Raw genomic sequence first — 15,738 nt, 5'->3', positions numbered from 1 at the left:
CTTCGGAGTGCGGGGTGTGGCTCAGGAGCGGGGCGCGGCGGACAGCAGGGCGTGCAGCACGGGTCCTGCCGAGCCGCTGCCGGTGACGCCCTCCTCGACGACGCAGGCCACGGCGACGCCGTCGCGGTGGGCGACCATCCAGCCGTTGTTCTCCTGGTCGTCGGAGACCTCGGCGGTGCCGGTCTTGCCGCCGACCTCACCGGCCAGCGGCGCCAGGACGCGCGCGGTGCCCTCGGTGACCGTGGCCCGCAGCAGCGTGCGCAGCTGGTCGACGACGCGGGGCGGCAGCGGCTCGGTCCTGGTGGTGTCCTCCGTGCCGGCGACGAGGACGGGCTGGTGGAAACGGCCGGAGACGGCCGTCGCGGTGACCGACGCCATGATCAGCGGGTTGGCCTGCACCCGGCCCTGGCCGATCATCGACGCGGCCTTCTCCGTAGCGTCGCGCGGCTCGGGCACGGACCCGTCGTACGAGAGGACGCCCACGTGCCAGGTCTGGCCGACCCCGTAGTACCGCTTCGCGACCTCTCCGAGCTCGCCGTCGCCGAGCCGGCTCCGCAGGCCGATGAAGGCGGTGTTGCAGGACTCGGTGAACGCCTTGCGGAAGGTGGCGCCCGGGTGGGCGGACGTCTCGACGTTCTGGAACCGCTTGCCGACGGTGAGGTAGCGGGGGCAGTCCACGACGTCGTCCGGGGCGACCGCGCCCTTCAGCAACAGGGCGCTGCTGGTGACGATCTTCCACGTGGAGCCAGGGGCGTAGGTGCCGGAGACGGCGCGGTTGAAGCCGTCGGCCGGGGAGTTGGCCACGGCGAGGATCTCCCCGTCGTCCACACGCAGGGCGACCAGCGCCGCGTTCTTCCCGCCGGTCTTCTCCAGGGCCTGCTCGGCGGCCGCCTGCCAGCGGGCGTCGAGGGTGGTGCGTACGGGCCCCGCGTCCTTCGGGGTCTCGGAGCCGAACGTCGCCTCGGTGCGGCGGACCTCCCCGGTGACGCGGTCGACGAGCAGCACCGCCCCGCGCGGGCCTCCGCCGGGGATGGAGCCGGCGAGCTGGGTGAGGACCGGGCCGAGGGAGGGGTGGGCGGCCGCAGACAGGGTGCGGCCGGCGCGGTCGTCGGCGCGGACCGGCTCGGCCTCCTCCCGCTCCAGACGGAACTTCTCCGTCCCGCTGAGCCGCGGATGCACCAGCGACAGCCGCCAGTCCACTTTCCACGCGCCACCCCGCTCCCGCAGCGGCAGTTCGGCGGTGTACGTCCAGGTGCCGAGGCCGGTGACGGGCATCCGCGCGGTGTACGGCACGGTGACGGCGTGCCCGCCGGAGTCCTCGTCCTCGACGGGCTTCCCGGCCGTGAGCACGGGTTTCTCGATGTCGAGCCCGGCGGTGAAGCTGCTCAGCACCTCCTGGGCGCGGTCGGGTCCGGTGGTACGGGCGGCGGCGTCCGGGAGGCGTCCGGCGGCCCAGTCGGCGAGGAACGCGCGGGCCTCGGCCACCGCCTCCGGGTCGGGTCCTGACTCGCCCGCGAAGGGGCCGAGCCCGGCGCCCCAGGCGCCGCCGACGGCGACCGCGGCGACCGCCGTGACGCCGACGAGCGCCTTGACCGCCCTGCGGGGGCGGCTGCGGGGACGGGCAGGGGGAAGGTCGGGAAACGTGTTCATGCCCCGACCACAGCAGCGTCAGGGGCTATCCGTCCAAGTCCGTTATCAATCATGGACCGATAAATACTCGATATGATTACTGGTCGTGGACCTGGTGCGGCACCTGGAGTGCTTCGTGGCTGTTGCCGAAGAGTCACACTTCGGCCGTGCCGCCGCCCGTCTCGGCATGGCCCAGCCCCCTCTTTCGCAGCGCGTGCAGCGGCTCGAACGGGAGCTGGGCGTGCGGCTGTTCGAGCGCACCAGCCGTCAGGTGCGGATCACGGAGGCCGGGACGCTGCTGCTGGCCGAGGCGCGGGAGGTGCTGTCCCGCACGGAGTCGTTCCACGCCGCCGCCCGCCGGGTGCGCGACGGCGAGACGGGGCTGCTGCGCGCCGCGCTGCCCCCTGACCTCTCCGGCGAGACCGTGGCCGCCCTGCTCGCCGACTTCGGCGGCCGTCACGCCGGTCTGGAGCTGGAGCTGCACGAACTGTCCACGGCCCAGCAGCTCGACCGGCTCGCGGCGCACGACCTGGACGTGGGCGTCGTCCACCACCCGTGCGACGTGACCGGACTGGAGCTGGGCCCGGTGCTGCGCCGGGAGCTGGGCGTGCTGCTGCCCGCCGGCGCCGTGGCGGCCGGCCTCGACGAGGTCCCGCTGCCCGCGCTGTCCGGCCGCGACCTGATCCTCTTCCCCCGCACGGCCGCGCCCGCCCTCTACGACGAACTGCTGACCACCTGCGCCCGCGGCGGCTTCACCCCCGCCGCCGTACGCCACGGCCAGGGCGCCAGCTTCGTACGGGGCCTGGTGCTGTCCTCGGGAGCGGTGGCCCTGTGCCCGCGTGACGCGGCCCCGGCGGGGCAGGGGTACGGGGAGACGGCGGACGTCGTGTGGCGTCCGCTGACCGGCGGGGCTCCCGCGCTGCGGCACTCCGCGGCCTGGCCGAAGGGGCGTGGGGACGCCGCCGTGCAGGCGTTCGCGGAGGCGGCCACGCACGCCCTGCGCACCGCCGCCGGCGCGGTTCCCGACGTGCCGTCCCGTCCCCTGCATCTGCGACCGGCATCGGAGTACTGGCTGTGACGGACGCCGTCGCCCGCATCCACGCGGCCCTCGCCGACGCCGGGGTCACCGGCTGGCTGCACGCCCTCGACATCGACTCCGGCGAGCAGCTCGACGCCGGGGCCGACCAGCCGGTGTGCACGGCGAGCGTCCACAAGCTGTGCGTCCTGGTCGCGCTGCACGAGCAGGCGGCGCGGGGCGCGCTGGACCTGGCCGAGCAGGTGGAGTGCGGGCCGAAGGAGCGGACGGCGGGGCCGACGGGGGTGGCGGCGATGCTGGACGCGGCACGGATGTCCCTGCGCGACCTCGCCTATCTGATGATGGCGGTCAGCGACAACGCGGCCGCCGATCTGCTGCTGCGCCGGGTGGGACTGGACGCGGTGAACGCGACGACGGCCCGGCTGGGTCTGACGCGGACGCGGGCCGTGCACTCCTTCGGCGAAATGCTCGCCACCGTGAAGGCGGACGCGGGTCCCGAGGGCGCGCGGGCGCTGGCCGATCCGCGGGTGGTGAGCCGGCTGCGGGCGCTGGACCCGGAGCGCACCAACCGCAGCACCCCGCGGGACATGACCCGGCTGCTGGGCGCGGTGTGGCGGGACGAGGCGTGCACCCCGGAGCACGGCGCTGCCATACGGCGGATCATGGGGCTTCAGGTGTGGCCGCACCGTCTGGCCTCGGGTTTTCCCTTCGACGACGTCCATGTCGCCGGGAAAACCGGCAGTCTGCCGACCCTGCGCAACGAGGTGGGCGTGGTCGAGTATCCGGACGGGGGCCGTTACGCGGTCGCCGTCTTCACCCGGACCGCGCACACGGCGGCGACCCTTCCGGCGGCCGACGCGGTGATCGGCACGGCGGCGCGGATCGCGGTGGACGCGCTGCGGGCGAGGGCGTTCCGCTCGTCGCGCTGACCGGGACACCGAGCGTCACGCGGGGGCGGCGGAAAACGTGCGGGAAAATGTCCGTGGACAAACGAAAAGCGGGTGCCCGCACATGACGTGCGAGCACCCGCTCATCCAAACCTGCGTGCAGGTCAGGAAGGGTCAGGCAGGAACGATGTTCTCCGCCTGCGGGCCCTTCTGGCCCTGGGTGACGTCGAAGGTCACCTTCTGGCCTTCCTGGAGCTCGCGGTAGCCCGAGGTGGCGATGTTCGAGTAGTGGGCGAACACGTCAGCGCCGCCGCCGTCCTGCTCGATGAAGCCGAAGCCCTTTTCCGAGTTGAACCACTTGACCGTACCGGTGGCCATAATTTTTCTCCTGAGACAGTGCGGGAATCGCACTTCACGAATCCCTGCATCGTCGCGATGATCACCTGCCCGGAGAACCGGTTCAAACTGGCAACCACAACTGCAACTGACGTCAGCCTAGCACGGAAAATGTTCTCGGCAAGCGAGGAAAATCACTGGAATAAACCCGGACGGCATGTTTAGAGAAAGGAATTTTGTGCGGGCGCGACGGAAATTCTGCGCCGGCCGGGATAGATTTTCAGCGGTGTCCCTGGACCGTGTCGGCACCCTGCCGGCGGAGCTCCTCGTTCGTCCGTTCGGCCTGCTCCAGCTGGTCCTCGAGGCTCACGATCCGGCACGCGGCGTCCACCGGGGTGCCCTGGTCGACGAGCTCGCGGGCGCGGGCGGCGAGCCGCAGCTGGTGGCGCGAGTAGCGCCGGTGACCACCCTCCGAGCGGGTCGGGGTGATCAGCCGCGCCTCACCGAGGGCGCGGAGGAACGCGGGTGTCGCTCCGACCAGCTCCGCGGCCCTGCCCATGGTGTAGGCCGGGAAGTGGTCGTCGTCGAGCCGGTCGGCGACGGGCTGCCGGTCCTGGTCCGGCTGCCGGCCGTCGGCGTACGGCTGACTTTCCGAGGGCATACGCACCTTTCCGCGGACCACAGCGGTCACGGTCCGCCACGGGGACAGGTTCCCCACCGTCAAACTCTAGTCGCCTCGACGGAAAATCTGTCGTGGCGCGTACAGATGTCCTCGGCCGCCCTCGCCTACGAGGCGCCGCCCGCCGCGGCCCCGGAGGTGGACCCGTCCAGGGGACGGGTCCGGTGCGGGCCCATGTCGCCGAGCACCCGGTCCAATTCCTCCTCGCCGAGAGGCCGTCCCGGCAGCGGGCGGGGCCCGGCCGCGGGGCCGCGCAGCCCTTCGAGGAACAGGGCGAGGGGGCGGCGCCAGGCGTCGGGGCCGGCGGCGACGGCCAGGGGCGGCACGGCGCGGCCCAGTGCCGCCAGGGCGAAGAGCAGGTCCTCGGTGGTGACGTCCGCGCGAACGCTGCCCTGCGCGCGGGCGCGCTCCAGCAGCACGTCGACCGTCTCGCGGTTGTGCGCGTGCACCGCGCCGAGCGTCTCGACGTCCGGCAGACGGGTGGTCATCAGGTCGTTGGTGCCGCGATCGGCCGCAAGGGTGGCGAACACGGTGTCCAGGTACTCCGCCAGACCGGCCCACGCGTCGGGCGCGCGACGCGCCCGCTCACCGGCCTCCATGGTCCCCGTGAGCTGGTCACGGAACACGGCGTCCACCAGCGCGGCACGGGTGGGGAAGTGCCGGTAGAGCGTCGCGTTGCCGACCCCGGCGCGCCGCGCGATCACGTCCAGCGGCGCCTCGAGCCCCTGCTCGGCGAACACGGCGTGCGCCGCCTCCACCAGCCGCTCCCGGTTCCGCCGCGCGTCCCGCCGCAGCCGGGGCGCACCGGACGCCTCGGGTCCCTCACCGACGCTCATGGATCCCTCCGTACGAACCGGGGAGTGCTCCCCGGGTGGATGCTATCGTCCCGACGACAAGTGGGGACTGCTCCCCGTTTCATCTTCCGCCGAGCGGAGAGGACCGCACCGTGCGCGCTCAGAGCACCGACGGACCGGCGCCCCTGGAGTGGGCGCCGGCGCCCTTCCCCTTCGAGCGGCTCGCCGCCCTGCGCGCCGAGGGGCCGGTGCACCGGGTGCACGTCCCTGGAAGCGGGGACGCCTGGCTGGTGGTGACCCGGGAGGCGGTACGGACGGCGCTCACGGATCCCCGGCTGCGGAACGACATCCGGCACTCGGCCGGCTGGGAGTCCGACGGCGGGCACGCGGTCGGCCGCAACATGCTGCAGAGCGACCCGCCGCACCACACCCGGCTGCGGCGGCTGGTCGCGGGCCACTTCACTCCCGGCCGGACCGCCGCGCTGCGCCCCCGCGTCGAGGCCGTGGCCCGTGACCTGCTGGACGGGATGCCGCAGGCGGGCCCCGCCGACCTGGTGGGCGCGTACGCGCTGCCGCTGCCGGTCACCGTGATCTGCGACCTGCTCGGTGTGCCCGCGGGCGACCGGGAGGACTTCCACGCCTGGTCGAACGAGCTGGTCACGCCCACGGACGCGGAGACGGCCGCCTCCTCGGCCGCCGCGCTGACCGGCTACCTCACCGACCTGATCGCCCGGAAGGCACGCACCCCCGACGGCACCCTGCTCGCGGACCTGGCCACCCCCGACGCGGCCGACGCGCCGGCGCCCGAGGAGCTGCTCGGCATGGCGTTCCTGCTGCTGGTCGCCGGGCACGAGACGACCGTCAACCTGATCTCCGCGACCGTCCTCAGCCTGCTCACCCACCCAGAACAGCTCGCCCTGCTGCGCGCCGATCCGGAGCTGACCGGCGCGGCGGTGGAGGAGTCGCTGCGGCTCGACTCGCCCGTGCACGCGGGCGCGTTCCGGTTCGCGGCGGAGCCGCTGGAGCTGGCCGGCACGCGCGTGGCCGCCGGGGACGCCGTGCTGGTCTCCCTGGCCGCGGCCTCCCGCGACCCCCTCGCCTTCCCCGACCCGGACCGCTTCGACCTCACCCGCCGCCCCCAGGGCCATCTGGGCTTCGGACACGGCGTCCACCACTGCCTCGGCGCCCCGCTCGCCCGCGCGGAGGCCGCCGTCGCCCTGCGTCTGCTGCTGGAACGGCACCCTCGTCTCGCGCTCGACGCCGATCCGGACTCGCTCACCTGGCGGGCGGGCACGCTACTGCGGGGGCTCACCGCACTCCCCGTGCACCTCGGCTGACACGGCGCTTCTCGGATCCTCCCGGAGCCGACCCTGAGACGTCCCCCATCCGACCCTGAGATGTGTCAGAAATCTTTGACAGGTGTCTCAGGCCCCTGTCAGCCTTTTCTGACAGGTACGAGGGAAAGGGGCCCTGATGCCCGAGGTCCCGCCGCCGGCGCCCACGGGCGACGCTCTGCTGAGAATCCTGACCGCGCTCGGCAACCCGCACCGGATGCGGATCGTGGCGGCGCTCGTGGAGAACCGCACGTACGTCAGCGCGCTGGCGCGCGAGATCGGCATCAGCCGGCCGCTGCTGCACATGCACCTGCAGCGGCTGGAGGCCGCGGGCCTCGTCACCGGCACGCTCGAAGCCGCCGACGACGGCAAGACCGTCAAGTACTACGACGTCACGCCGTTCGTCTGCGAACTCACCCCGCACACCGTCGCCCGCGCGGCCGCGACGCTCACCGACGACGGCGCGGGCCGCTCGGACCGAGGCGCGAAAGAGGAAGCGAAGTGAACGACGAACTGGTGACGCAGGCCGCCGGCGCCGAGGGGCTCGGCGTGCTGGTCGGGGCCGTCGGCGCGGCCGGGTTCTTCACCCTGATGATCGTGCTCGTCTGGCAGGTGGCGGCCACCTGGCGCGCCCGCATGCTGGCCGCGCGCGAGGAGCAGTACAAGGAGCTCGCCACGCGGTACGCGCAACTGCTCGAGGACACCGTGGAGTTGCAACGCCGCACCGCCGAGGAGCAGCGCCGTCTCCTTGAGGAGCTGGCACAGACCCGGCGCGCCGTCGGATCGATGGAGAAGATGATGCGCGAGATCGAATAACCAGGTCCGCGTGTGCGCGCAGGTGTACGGCCGGGAGCGGCAACTCCCGGCCGTACGGAGAAGGCACACGCCCCGGACACACCCCTACCCGAGCACCACGGCAGGTCGTCACACCCTGAACGCCGTGGTGCGGGATCCGTGCGCCCCGCACCGGCCGTCACCGGCCGGCGGTGCGCCTCACACCAAGGAGAGTACTCATGCGTGCCCTGTTGCAGCGCATCGCGCGTGCGCCCGGCGGGCGCCGCGGAAAGTGGGCCGTGCTCGCGGCCTGGCTGATCGTCGCCGTCGCCCTCGGCCCGCTGGCCGGAAAGCTCGGCGACGTCGAGGACACCAGCTCCAACGCCTTCCTTCCGCACGGCGCCGAGTCCGCCCGCGTCAACACGGAGCTGGAGAAGTTCCGCACGGACACGGTCATGCCCGTGGTCGTCGTGTACACCGGCGCGGGCGCCCGGGAGGCGGCCGACGCCGATCGCGCCGCACTCGACCGGTTCACGGCCGAGGGGCAGCGGATCGCCGGCCCGGTGCCGTCGGACGACGGCGAGGCGCTGATGACCGTGGTCCCGCTGGACTCGGAGGACGAGGTCACCGACACCGTCGACGCCCTGCGCGACATCGCCGGCGCCAACGCCCCGCCCGGCACGGACGTCGAGGTCGGCGGTCCGGCCGCCTCCCTCACCGACAGCGTCGCGGTGTTCGACAGCCTCGACGCCACCCTGATGATCGCCACCGGGCTCGTCGTGACCGCCCTGCTGCTGATCACGTACCGCAGCCCGGTGCTGTGGCTGTTCCCGCTGCTGTCGGTCGGCTTCGCCGCCGTGCTCACCCAGGCGTCCACCTATCTGCTCGCCGAGCACGCCTCCCTGCCGGTCGACCCGCAGAGCGCAGGCGTGCTGATGGTGCTGGTCTTCGGCGTCGGCACCGACTACGCGCTGCTGCTCATCGCCCGCTACCGCGAGGAGCTGCACCGGCACGAGGACCGGCACCGGGCGATGCGGATCGCCCTCACCCGCTCCGGCCCTGCGGTGCTCGCCTCGGCCGGGACCATCGCCGTGGGCCTGGCCTGCCTCGCCCTGGCCGACATCAACTCCTCGCGTTCGCTGGGCCTGGTCGGCGCGGTCGGCGTGGTCTGCGCGTTCCTCGCCATGGTCACGGTGCTGCCCGCGCTGCTGGTGCTGGCCGGGCGCTGGGTGTTCTGGCCGTTCGTCCCCCGCTCCGGCACGCCCACGCGCAAGGAGCGCACGGTGTGGTCCCGCATCGGCGGCCTGGTCGCGCGGCGCCCGCGCTGGTCGTGGCTGATGTCGGTCGCGGTCACCGGGGTGCTCGCGCTGTCCACGGCCGGGATCTCCCTGGGACTCACCCAGTCGGAGATGTTCCAGGACAAGCCCGAGTCCGTCGTCGCGCAGGAGCGGCTGTCGGAGCACTTCCCGTCCGGCGCCTCCGACCCCGCGCAGATCGTCACGCGTACCGGCGCCGCCGCCGAGGTGCGGACGGCCGCGGCCGGGGTCGACGGGGTGGCCCGGGTCGAGCCGGGCGGCGACCGCACGCCCGACGGCTCCCTCATCATGCTGTCGGTGGTGCTGGAGGACGCCCCCGACAGCGACGCCGCCAAGGACACCGTCGACGCGCTGCGCACCGCCGTGCACGCGGTGGACGGCGCGGACGCCCTGGTCGGCGGGACCACCGCCGAGAGCCTCGACACCGCGCGGGCCGCCGACCGGGACCTGACCACCGTGGTGCCCGTGGTGCTGCTGGTCGTCCTCGCCGTGCTGATCGGGCTGCTGCGGGCGCTGGTCGCGCCGGTGCTGCTGCTCGCCACCGTGGTGGTGTCGTACCTCGCGGCGCTCGGCGCGTCCAGCCTGCTCTTCGAGCACGTCCTCGGCTACGCGGGCGTGGACTGGTCGATCCCGCTGATGGGCTTCGTGTTCCTGGTGGCCCTGGGCATCGACTACAACATCTTCCTCATGCACCGGGTCCGGGAGGAGACCGCGCGGCTCGGTGTCACGCGCGGCGTCCTGGAAGGCCTGACCAGCACCGGCGGGGTGATCACCTCGGCCGGTGTGGTGCTGGCGGCCACCTTCGCCGTGTTCGCCGGGCTGCCGCTGGTGACGATGGCGCAGATGGGCGTGCTGGTGGGGATCGGCGTCCTGCTGGACACGTTCCTCGTTCGCACGGTCATGGTGCCGGCGCTGGCGCTGGACCTCGGCCGTCGGTTCTGGTGGCCGGGGAAGCTGTTCCGCGCGGCGCCCCGGTCCGGCGGGGACGCCGGTTCCGGGCGGGCGGCGGAGGCTCGGGAGCCGGTGGCGGGGACGCGTACGTAGCCGGAACCGGCGGAGACGGGAAGGCCGGGGCCGGGCCCCGAGCTGCACACGTGGGGACGCGACGGCCCGTCCCGGCCTTCCCTCTGGCCGCAGCCTGCCACCCGGTGCGGGGCGCCGCCCCTCGGCGAGGGCCGGGCGGGTGGCGCCGCCGTTTCGGACATAGCGGGAGCTTTATCACATTTCCTGGTCCATACTCGGAAACATGAACACGGCAACGCTTGTACAGCTGGCCGCCGACACCCACCAGTGGGCCGTGGCAGCGGCCTTCATCGGCGGCATCATCGTGGCAGGTGGCCTGGTCTGGGCCGTCCGTGCGGGAATGCGGTACATGGACCAGGAGTCCCCGCGGCCCCAGCCCGACGAGCAGCCGAAGCTGCCGGACGGCGGGGCGGTGCGGGAGATGCGGGAGATGCGGGAGCCGGACGAGATACCGCTCACGCCGCGCAGCGGCTCACGGCTCATGCCGTACGAGCTGCATCACGCGAGTACGAGGACGGGCAAGGACCAGAAGAGGAAACGGTGGCTGCCGGGGTCCAGCGGAGCCTTCGGGAGCGGGGGGCCGGGTCACGTGTGAGGTCGGTTTCCCAGGCGCGGCGCCCTGACCTGCCGATTGCGCAGTTCCCCGCGCCCCTTCGGGTGTGTTCCCGGCACGTCCTGGGAGCTTCCGGGGACGCGGGAGACACACTCCCTCAGGAGCGCGGGGACCTGCGCGGAACGGGACTTCAGGCGCGGCGCCCTTTCAGCGGGGCGGGGCCGTCGCACCCTCCGGGGTCACCGCACCCTCCGGGGTCACCGCACCCACCGTGATCTGGATTTGCTCGCTCGCCGCCGAGACGCCGTTCAGCGTCGCCGTCGCCTGCAACCGGTTCGCCCCCGCGGGCAGATCACGGCCGGGAGCGCAGCTCCACGAACCGTCCGCCCCCGCCGTGTCCGCGCACACCTCGTTCCCGTCCTGGTCGGCCACCGTCACCTGCGCCCCCGGGTACGCCGTGCCCGACGCCGCCGGCCGGTACCCCAGCGGGACCCCCGACTCGGGCCGGGACAGCACCGGCGACGGCAGTCCCACCGTCACCTGGCACGCCCCGCCCGCCCGCGTGACCCCCTCCGCGTCCGCGAGCCGCATCGCACACCCCTCGAGCCGCGTCCCCGGCACCGCGTCGGCGGGCACCGCGAGGACGAAGGGGAAGGTGCCGGTCCGCCAGGGGCTCTCCGCCGACACGGCCGTGTACGCGGCGGTGCGGCCGTCGGCGGCCACCTCTCCCCGGTAGCCGGCGGTGGTGACCGGCACGGCGGTGACCTTGGCCCCGGCCGGGGCGGTCAGCGTCAGGCTGGAGCCGAACCCGAGGGCGGGCCCGGACAGCCCCGCCGCCTCGACGATGCCGTCCCGTCCGGGCGGAATCGTCGCGGAACCCCAGAGCACGCGCTCGCCCGCCGCCGCCGAAGGCGGGGCGGCCGGCCACCCGCCCGTGAGAATCCCGGCCGCCGTCAGCACGGCGGCCGCTGTCTTGCTGGACCTGTTCATCGTGGACGGGCTCCCTGTACGCCGGAGGTCGGACACACCTGCGACCGACTCTGACGGGAGCCTCCACGCCCCGCCCGCCCTGAACCGCCGTACGGGTGTCCGCGGCACCGCGCGATGCCGCGGACACCCTCGCCTCACCGCGTCAGCCAGGCTGTCGTGTCCGGCGGCAGGTGGCCGTCCTCCAGCGGGGCGCTGGTGAGCGCGACCTCGCCGGCCGGGAGCGGGACCGGAGCGTCGGACAGGTTCGTCACGCAGCGCCAGCCGTCGCCCCGGTCGAACTGGAGGACCCCCTCCGGGGTGTCCTGCGCCCACCGCAGCGTTTCGCCGTCGATCAGCTTGCGGCGCAGGCGCAGGGCCGTGCGGTACAGCTCCAGGGTGGAGCCCTCCACCCCGTCCTGCGCCTCCACGGAGTACGCCGCGAAGGACGGCGGCTGCGGCAGCCACGCGCCGTTCGCGCCGAAGCCGTACGACGGGCCGGTCGTGGTCCACGGCAGCGGGACGCGACAGCCGTCGCGGCCCTTGCGGACATGGCCGGTCTGCTCCCAGATGGGGTCCTGGAGGACGGACGTGGGCAGGTCGGCGACCTCGGGCAGGCCCAGTTCCTCGCCCTGGTAGACGTACGCCGACCCGGGCAGCGCCAGCATCAGCAGGGTGGCGGCGCGGGCCCGCCGCAGGCCCGCCTCCGGGTCGACGGCGGGGGCCTTGCCGCCGGACAGCAGCCAGGCGTTGGTGTCCGTGCCGGGCGGCAGCATCAGCCGGGAGGCGTGCCGGACCACGTCGTGGTTGGACAGCACCCAGGTCGCGGAGGCGCCGGCCGCCTCGGCGGTCGCCAGGGAGCCGGTGATGACCTGGCGCAGTTCGTCCGCGTCCCACGCGGCCTCGAGGTACTCGAAGTTGAAGGCCTGGCCCAGCTCGTCCGGGCGGGCGTACAGGGCGCGCCGCGCGCCGGGCACCCACGCCTCCGCCACGGCCGTACGGGGCGGGGTGTACGTGTCGAAGATCTTCCGCCAGTCGCGGTAGATCTCGTGCGTCTCGTCGCGGTCGTAGAACGGATGCGTGCCGGGCGCGAAGTCGACGAGGGCCGCCTCGCCGCCCGCCGCGTGGTCGCCGAGGTCGCGCAGCGGCTCCTCGAGGTCCTTGGTGAGGGCGTGCGCCACGTCGATCCGGAAGCCGTCCACGCCCCGGTCGGACCAGAAGCGCAGGGTGGTGCGGAAGTCCTCGCGGACGTCCGGGTGGTCCCAGTTCAGGTCGGGCTGCTCGGCGGCGAACAGATGCAGGTACCACTGCCCGTCCGGCACCCGCTGCCACGCGCTGCCGCCGAACACGGACTGCCAGTCGGTGGGCGGCAGCTCGCCGCTCTCGCCGCGGCCGTCACGGAACACGTAGCGGTCGCGGGCCGGGGAGCCGGGCCCGGCGCGCAGCGCCTCCTGGAACCAGACGTGCTGGTGGGAGGTGTGGTTGGGGACGATGTCGACGATCACCTTCAGCCCGAGCCGGTGCGCCTCGCGGACCAGCGCGTCGAAGTCGTCGAGGGTGCCCAGACGCGGGTCGACGTCGCGCGGGTCGGCGACGTCGTAGCCGCCGTCGGCCAGCTCGGACGGGTAGAACGGGCTGAGCCACAGGGCGTCGACGCCCAGCGCGGACAGATGCGTGAGGCGCCGCGTGATGCCGCGCAGGTCGCCCAGTCCGTCGCCGTCGGCGTCGGCGAAGCTGCGGGGATAGATCTGGTAGACGACCGCCTGCCGCCACCAGTCGGGGTCGCGGGAGGAGAGGTCGGGCGTGGCGTCGGGGGCGGGGTGCGGCGGCCGGGGTTCGGGCGCGATGGGGCGGTCGGTCACGCGGGGTCTCCTCTGGGTGTGCGGGTACCGGCGGAGAAACTGACCAGAACACCGTAAAAGCGAACGCACCGGTAACGGGGTGCCATTCCGCCCGGGTGTGGCGGACCGCACGTTCGCCGGGCGCACCTGGATCGAACCGGCGTCCGACTAGGGAGTGAAGTGTTCGACCGTCGTCAGGTAGAGCTTCACGTAGCGCTCCACGTCCACGTCCAGACCCACGTCCACGAGGGTCTGCTCGCGGGCGCCCTCGTGCAGTTCCGACTCCCCGATGCGGGGGCGGCGGTCGACGATCGTCTGGCCGCGCGCCGGGCCGGGCGCCAGGGACACCTCGACCGGGAGGCGGTGGGTGGTCAGCCCCTCCGGGTCGGCGACCGCGCACAGCGCGCCCGCGTCGCCGAGGCCCCCGGAGTCCTCGCCGGGGTCGTCGGGTCGGCTGTCCGGGTGAGCGGGGCGGTGCGCGAGGAGGTCGCCGGCCAGCCGGGCGCCCGGTTCGTCGCTCGCCCGCAGCCGCCGCACGTCGTCACCGGGGACGACGACCCGGGTGAACACATCTAGCCCGTACATGGTGATCGGCACGCCCGCGGTGAGCGTGATCGCGGCGGCCTCCGGGTCGTGCCACACGTTGAACTCGGCCACCGGGGTGGCGTTCCCGACGCCCGCCGCGCCGCCCATGAACACGATCCGCTCGATGTTGCGGGTCACCTCGGGGTGGGTCCGCAGCAGCAGGGCGATGTTGGTGAGCGGCGCGGTCGGCACGAGGGTGACCGGGCGGGGCGAGGCGAGGATCTCGCGGCGCAGCAGCGTCACCGCGTCCGCGTCGACCGGGGTGCGGGCCGGGGCGGGCAGGGCGAGGTCGCCCATGCCGTCATGGCCGTGGACGTGGCGGGCGGAGCGCGGCGCCTCGATCAGCGGCCGCTCGGCGCCCCGCGCCACCGGCACGTCCCCCGCGCCCGCCCGCTCCAGCACGGTCAGCGTGTTGCGTACGACGCCGTCCACGTCCGTGTTCCCGGCGACGCAGGTGACGGCCCGCAGGTCGATCCCGGGGTGCCGTACGGCGAACAGCAGGGCCAGGGCGTCGTCGACGCCGGTGTCGCAGTCGATGATCACCGGGACCGGCTGCCGGCCGTTGCTCACGACGGACTCCTTCTTCGGGCGGGGTCTGCCCGTCGACCTTACGCGGGCTCCCAGAGCGCGGTCCCGCGTGCGCGCACCCGCCGCTCGACGCGTCGCAGGAATTCCGCCACCGGCAGCACGCCGGGCCGCCGGCCGTCCCGCAGCCGCACGGCGACCAGGCCGTCCGCGTCCTCCCGCGCGCCGATCACCGCCTGGTACGGCACCAGCCGGGCCCGGCGGATCCGGGCGCCGAGACTGCCCTCGGCGGGCCCGCTCGCCTCGGCCCGCAGCCCGAGCGCGGCAGCCTCCCGGACGACGGCGTGGGCGCGCTCCTCCTGGTCCCCGCCCACCGGAAGCACCGCCAGTTGCAGCGGCGCGAGCCAGGGCGGGAAGGCGCCGCCGTGCTCCTCCAGCAGATGGGCGACGGCCCGCTCCACGCTGCCGATGACACTGCGGTGCACCATGACCGGCCGGTGCCGGGCGCCGTCCGGGCCGGTGTAACGCAGCCCGAAGCGTTCCGGCTGGTGGAAGTCGATCTGCACGGTGGACAGGGTGGACTCGCGGCCCGCCGGGTCGGTGATCTGCACGTCGATCTTCGGGCCGTAGAAGGCCGCCTCGCCCTCGACGGCCTCGTACGGCACGCCGGACGCGTCCAGCACCTCGCGCAGCAGCGCGGTGGCCCGCCGCCACAGGGCCGGGTCGGCGACGTACTTCCCGCCGCCGCCCGGCAGCGACAGACGGTGGCGGGCGGCGCGGATGCCCAGGTCGGCGTAGGCGCGGGAGATAAGCGCGAGGGCCCCGGCGGCCTCCTCGACGGCCTGGTCCGGGGTGCAGAAGATGTGCGCGTCGTTCAGCTGGATGGCCCGCACCCGGGTCAGCCCGCCGAGCACGCCCGACCGCTCCGCGCGGTACATGCCGCCCAGCTCGGCCATCCGGTACGGCAGGTCGCGGTGGCTGCGGGTGCGGGAGCGGAAGATCAGGGCGTGGTGCGGGCACAGGCTGGGACGCAGCAGTACCTGATCCCCGCCCAGCTCCATCGGCGGGTACATGTCGTCGCGGTAGTGGTCCCAGTGCCCGGAGAGCTCGTACAGCTCGCGTTTGCCGAGCACGGGCGAGTACACGTGCCGGTAGCCGGCCGCGCGTTCCGCCTCGCGGACGTACTCCTCCAGGGTGTGCCGTACGACGGCGCCGTCGGGGAGCCAGTAGGGGAGGCCCGCGCCCATCAGCGGGTCGGTGTCGAACAGGCCGAGTTCACGGCCGAGGCGTCGGTGGTCGCGCACGGCGCCCTCCTTGGGGTAGGGAGGCGAGCACCACGCGCGGCGAAGCCCCGGGGCACTCGCCCCGGGGCTTCGTCAGTGGTCAGCTGTCAGCGCGCCGGGACTCTCTCCGGCGTCGTCGTGCGGGACACATGGGCGCGCTGCATGCGGCGGACGGTA

Annotated in this window: 15 protein-coding genes; 7 read left to right on the top strand and 8 right to left on the bottom strand. The window is 73.9% G+C overall.

Translation table 11 applies throughout. The features are described 5' to 3' along the window. Nucleotides 1-21 precede the first annotated feature (21 nt). Nucleotides 22-1,650, bottom strand: a complete 1,629-nt coding sequence (locus AY578_RS16910) for a penicillin-binding transpeptidase domain-containing protein (protein WP_258902913.1) — start codon at nucleotides 1,648-1,650, stop codon at nucleotides 22-24. Nucleotides 1,651-1,735: 85 nt separating this feature from the next. Between AY578_RS16910 and AY578_RS16905 the strand changes: the two genes are divergently transcribed. Then, entirely contained in the window at nucleotides 1,736-2,707 is a 972-nt protein-coding gene (locus tag AY578_RS16905; RefSeq protein ID WP_019525869.1) for a LysR family transcriptional regulator, read from the top strand. Further along, on the top strand, nucleotides 2,704-3,594 hold the full coding sequence (locus AY578_RS16900; RefSeq protein ID WP_028959571.1) for a serine hydrolase: 891 nt from the start codon (nucleotides 2,704-2,706) through the stop codon (nucleotides 3,592-3,594). Before AY578_RS16905 ends, AY578_RS16900 begins: the two co-directional genes overlap by 4 nt. A gap of 132 nt (nucleotides 3,595-3,726) precedes the next feature. On the opposite strand, the gene AY578_RS16895 is transcribed toward AY578_RS16900, so the two are convergent. The 3 genes from AY578_RS16895 to AY578_RS16885 all read right to left on the bottom strand — a co-directional run bounded on the left by AY578_RS16895 (nucleotide 3,727) and on the right by AY578_RS16885 (nucleotide 5,403). Further along, nucleotides 3,727-3,930, bottom strand: coding sequence for a cold-shock protein (locus AY578_RS16895; protein ID WP_006134583.1), 204 nt, complete (start codon nucleotides 3,928-3,930; stop codon nucleotides 3,727-3,729). Between the two features lie 238 nt (nucleotides 3,931-4,168). Then, the gene (locus tag AY578_RS16890; protein WP_019525871.1) at nucleotides 4,169-4,549 is read right to left on the bottom strand and encodes a MerR family transcriptional regulator; all 381 of its coding nucleotides are present in this window, start codon (nucleotides 4,547-4,549) and stop codon (nucleotides 4,169-4,171) included. Nucleotides 4,550-4,674: 125 nt separating this feature from the next. Continuing rightward, nucleotides 4,675-5,403, bottom strand: coding sequence for a TetR/AcrR family transcriptional regulator (locus AY578_RS16885; RefSeq protein ID WP_215188798.1), 729 nt, complete (start codon nucleotides 5,401-5,403; stop codon nucleotides 4,675-4,677). A 110-nt stretch (nucleotides 5,404-5,513) separates the two neighbouring features. Here AY578_RS16885 and AY578_RS16880 point away from each other — a divergent pair, with 110 nt between their 5' ends. From AY578_RS16880 to AY578_RS16860, 5 genes are all read left to right on the top strand, one after another. Continuing rightward, entirely contained in the window at nucleotides 5,514-6,698 is a 1,185-nt protein-coding gene (locus AY578_RS16880) for a cytochrome P450 family protein (RefSeq protein ID WP_161108899.1), read from the top strand. A gap of 136 nt (nucleotides 6,699-6,834) precedes the next feature. Continuing rightward, nucleotides 6,835-7,200 (top strand): ArsR/SmtB family transcription factor, encoded by a 366-nt coding sequence (locus AY578_RS16875; protein ID WP_019525874.1) that lies wholly within the window; start codon nucleotides 6,835-6,837, stop codon nucleotides 7,198-7,200. Then, entirely contained in the window at nucleotides 7,197-7,511 is a 315-nt protein-coding gene (locus tag AY578_RS16870) for a hypothetical protein (RefSeq protein ID WP_019525875.1), read from the top strand. The genes AY578_RS16875 and AY578_RS16870 overlap by 4 nt, the downstream gene beginning before the upstream one ends. 197 nt (nucleotides 7,512-7,708) lie before the next feature. Further along, nucleotides 7,709-9,829 carry an MMPL family transporter gene (locus tag AY578_RS16865; RefSeq protein WP_028959574.1) on the top strand — a complete coding sequence of 707 codons (2,121 nt, stop codon included), beginning with the start codon at nucleotides 7,709-7,711 and terminating at the stop codon, nucleotides 9,827-9,829. 202 nt (nucleotides 9,830-10,031) lie between these two features. Beyond that, on the top strand, nucleotides 10,032-10,403 hold the full coding sequence (locus tag AY578_RS16860; RefSeq protein ID WP_019525877.1) for a DUF6479 family protein: 372 nt from the start codon (nucleotides 10,032-10,034) through the stop codon (nucleotides 10,401-10,403). A 165-nt stretch (nucleotides 10,404-10,568) separates the two neighbouring features. On the opposite strand, the gene AY578_RS16855 is transcribed toward AY578_RS16860, so the two are convergent. The 4 genes from AY578_RS16855 to thrS form a co-directional block, all read right to left on the bottom strand. Continuing rightward, nucleotides 10,569-11,351: an Ig-like domain-containing protein gene (locus AY578_RS16855; RefSeq protein WP_258902906.1), complete on the bottom strand. Its 783-nt coding sequence runs from the start codon at nucleotides 11,349-11,351 to the stop codon at nucleotides 10,569-10,571. Between the two features lie 134 nt (nucleotides 11,352-11,485). After that, nucleotides 11,486-13,189, bottom strand: coding sequence for a glycoside hydrolase family 13 protein (locus AY578_RS16850; protein WP_136238894.1), 1,704 nt, complete (start codon nucleotides 13,187-13,189; stop codon nucleotides 11,486-11,488). Nucleotides 13,190-13,336: 147 nt separating this feature from the next. Further along, complete coding sequence (locus AY578_RS16845; RefSeq protein WP_161232653.1) at nucleotides 13,337-14,323, bottom strand: nucleoside hydrolase; 987 nt, start codon at nucleotides 14,321-14,323, stop codon at nucleotides 13,337-13,339. 38 nt (nucleotides 14,324-14,361) lie between these two features. Beyond that, on the bottom strand, nucleotides 14,362-15,582 hold the full coding sequence (gene thrS, locus AY578_RS16840) for a threonine--tRNA ligase (RefSeq protein ID WP_161232654.1): 1,221 nt from the start codon (nucleotides 15,580-15,582) through the stop codon (nucleotides 14,362-14,364). Nucleotides 15,583-15,738: the final 156 nt, after the last annotated feature.

The sequence above is a fragment of the Streptomyces thermocarboxydus genome (genome assembly GCF_024760485.1).
GTDB classification, from domain to species: Bacteria; Actinomycetota; Actinomycetes; order Streptomycetales; family Streptomycetaceae; genus Streptomyces; species Streptomyces cellulosae.
Note: the sequence above shows the minus strand (reverse complement) of the source record. Positions and strands in the feature narration are given on the sequence as shown.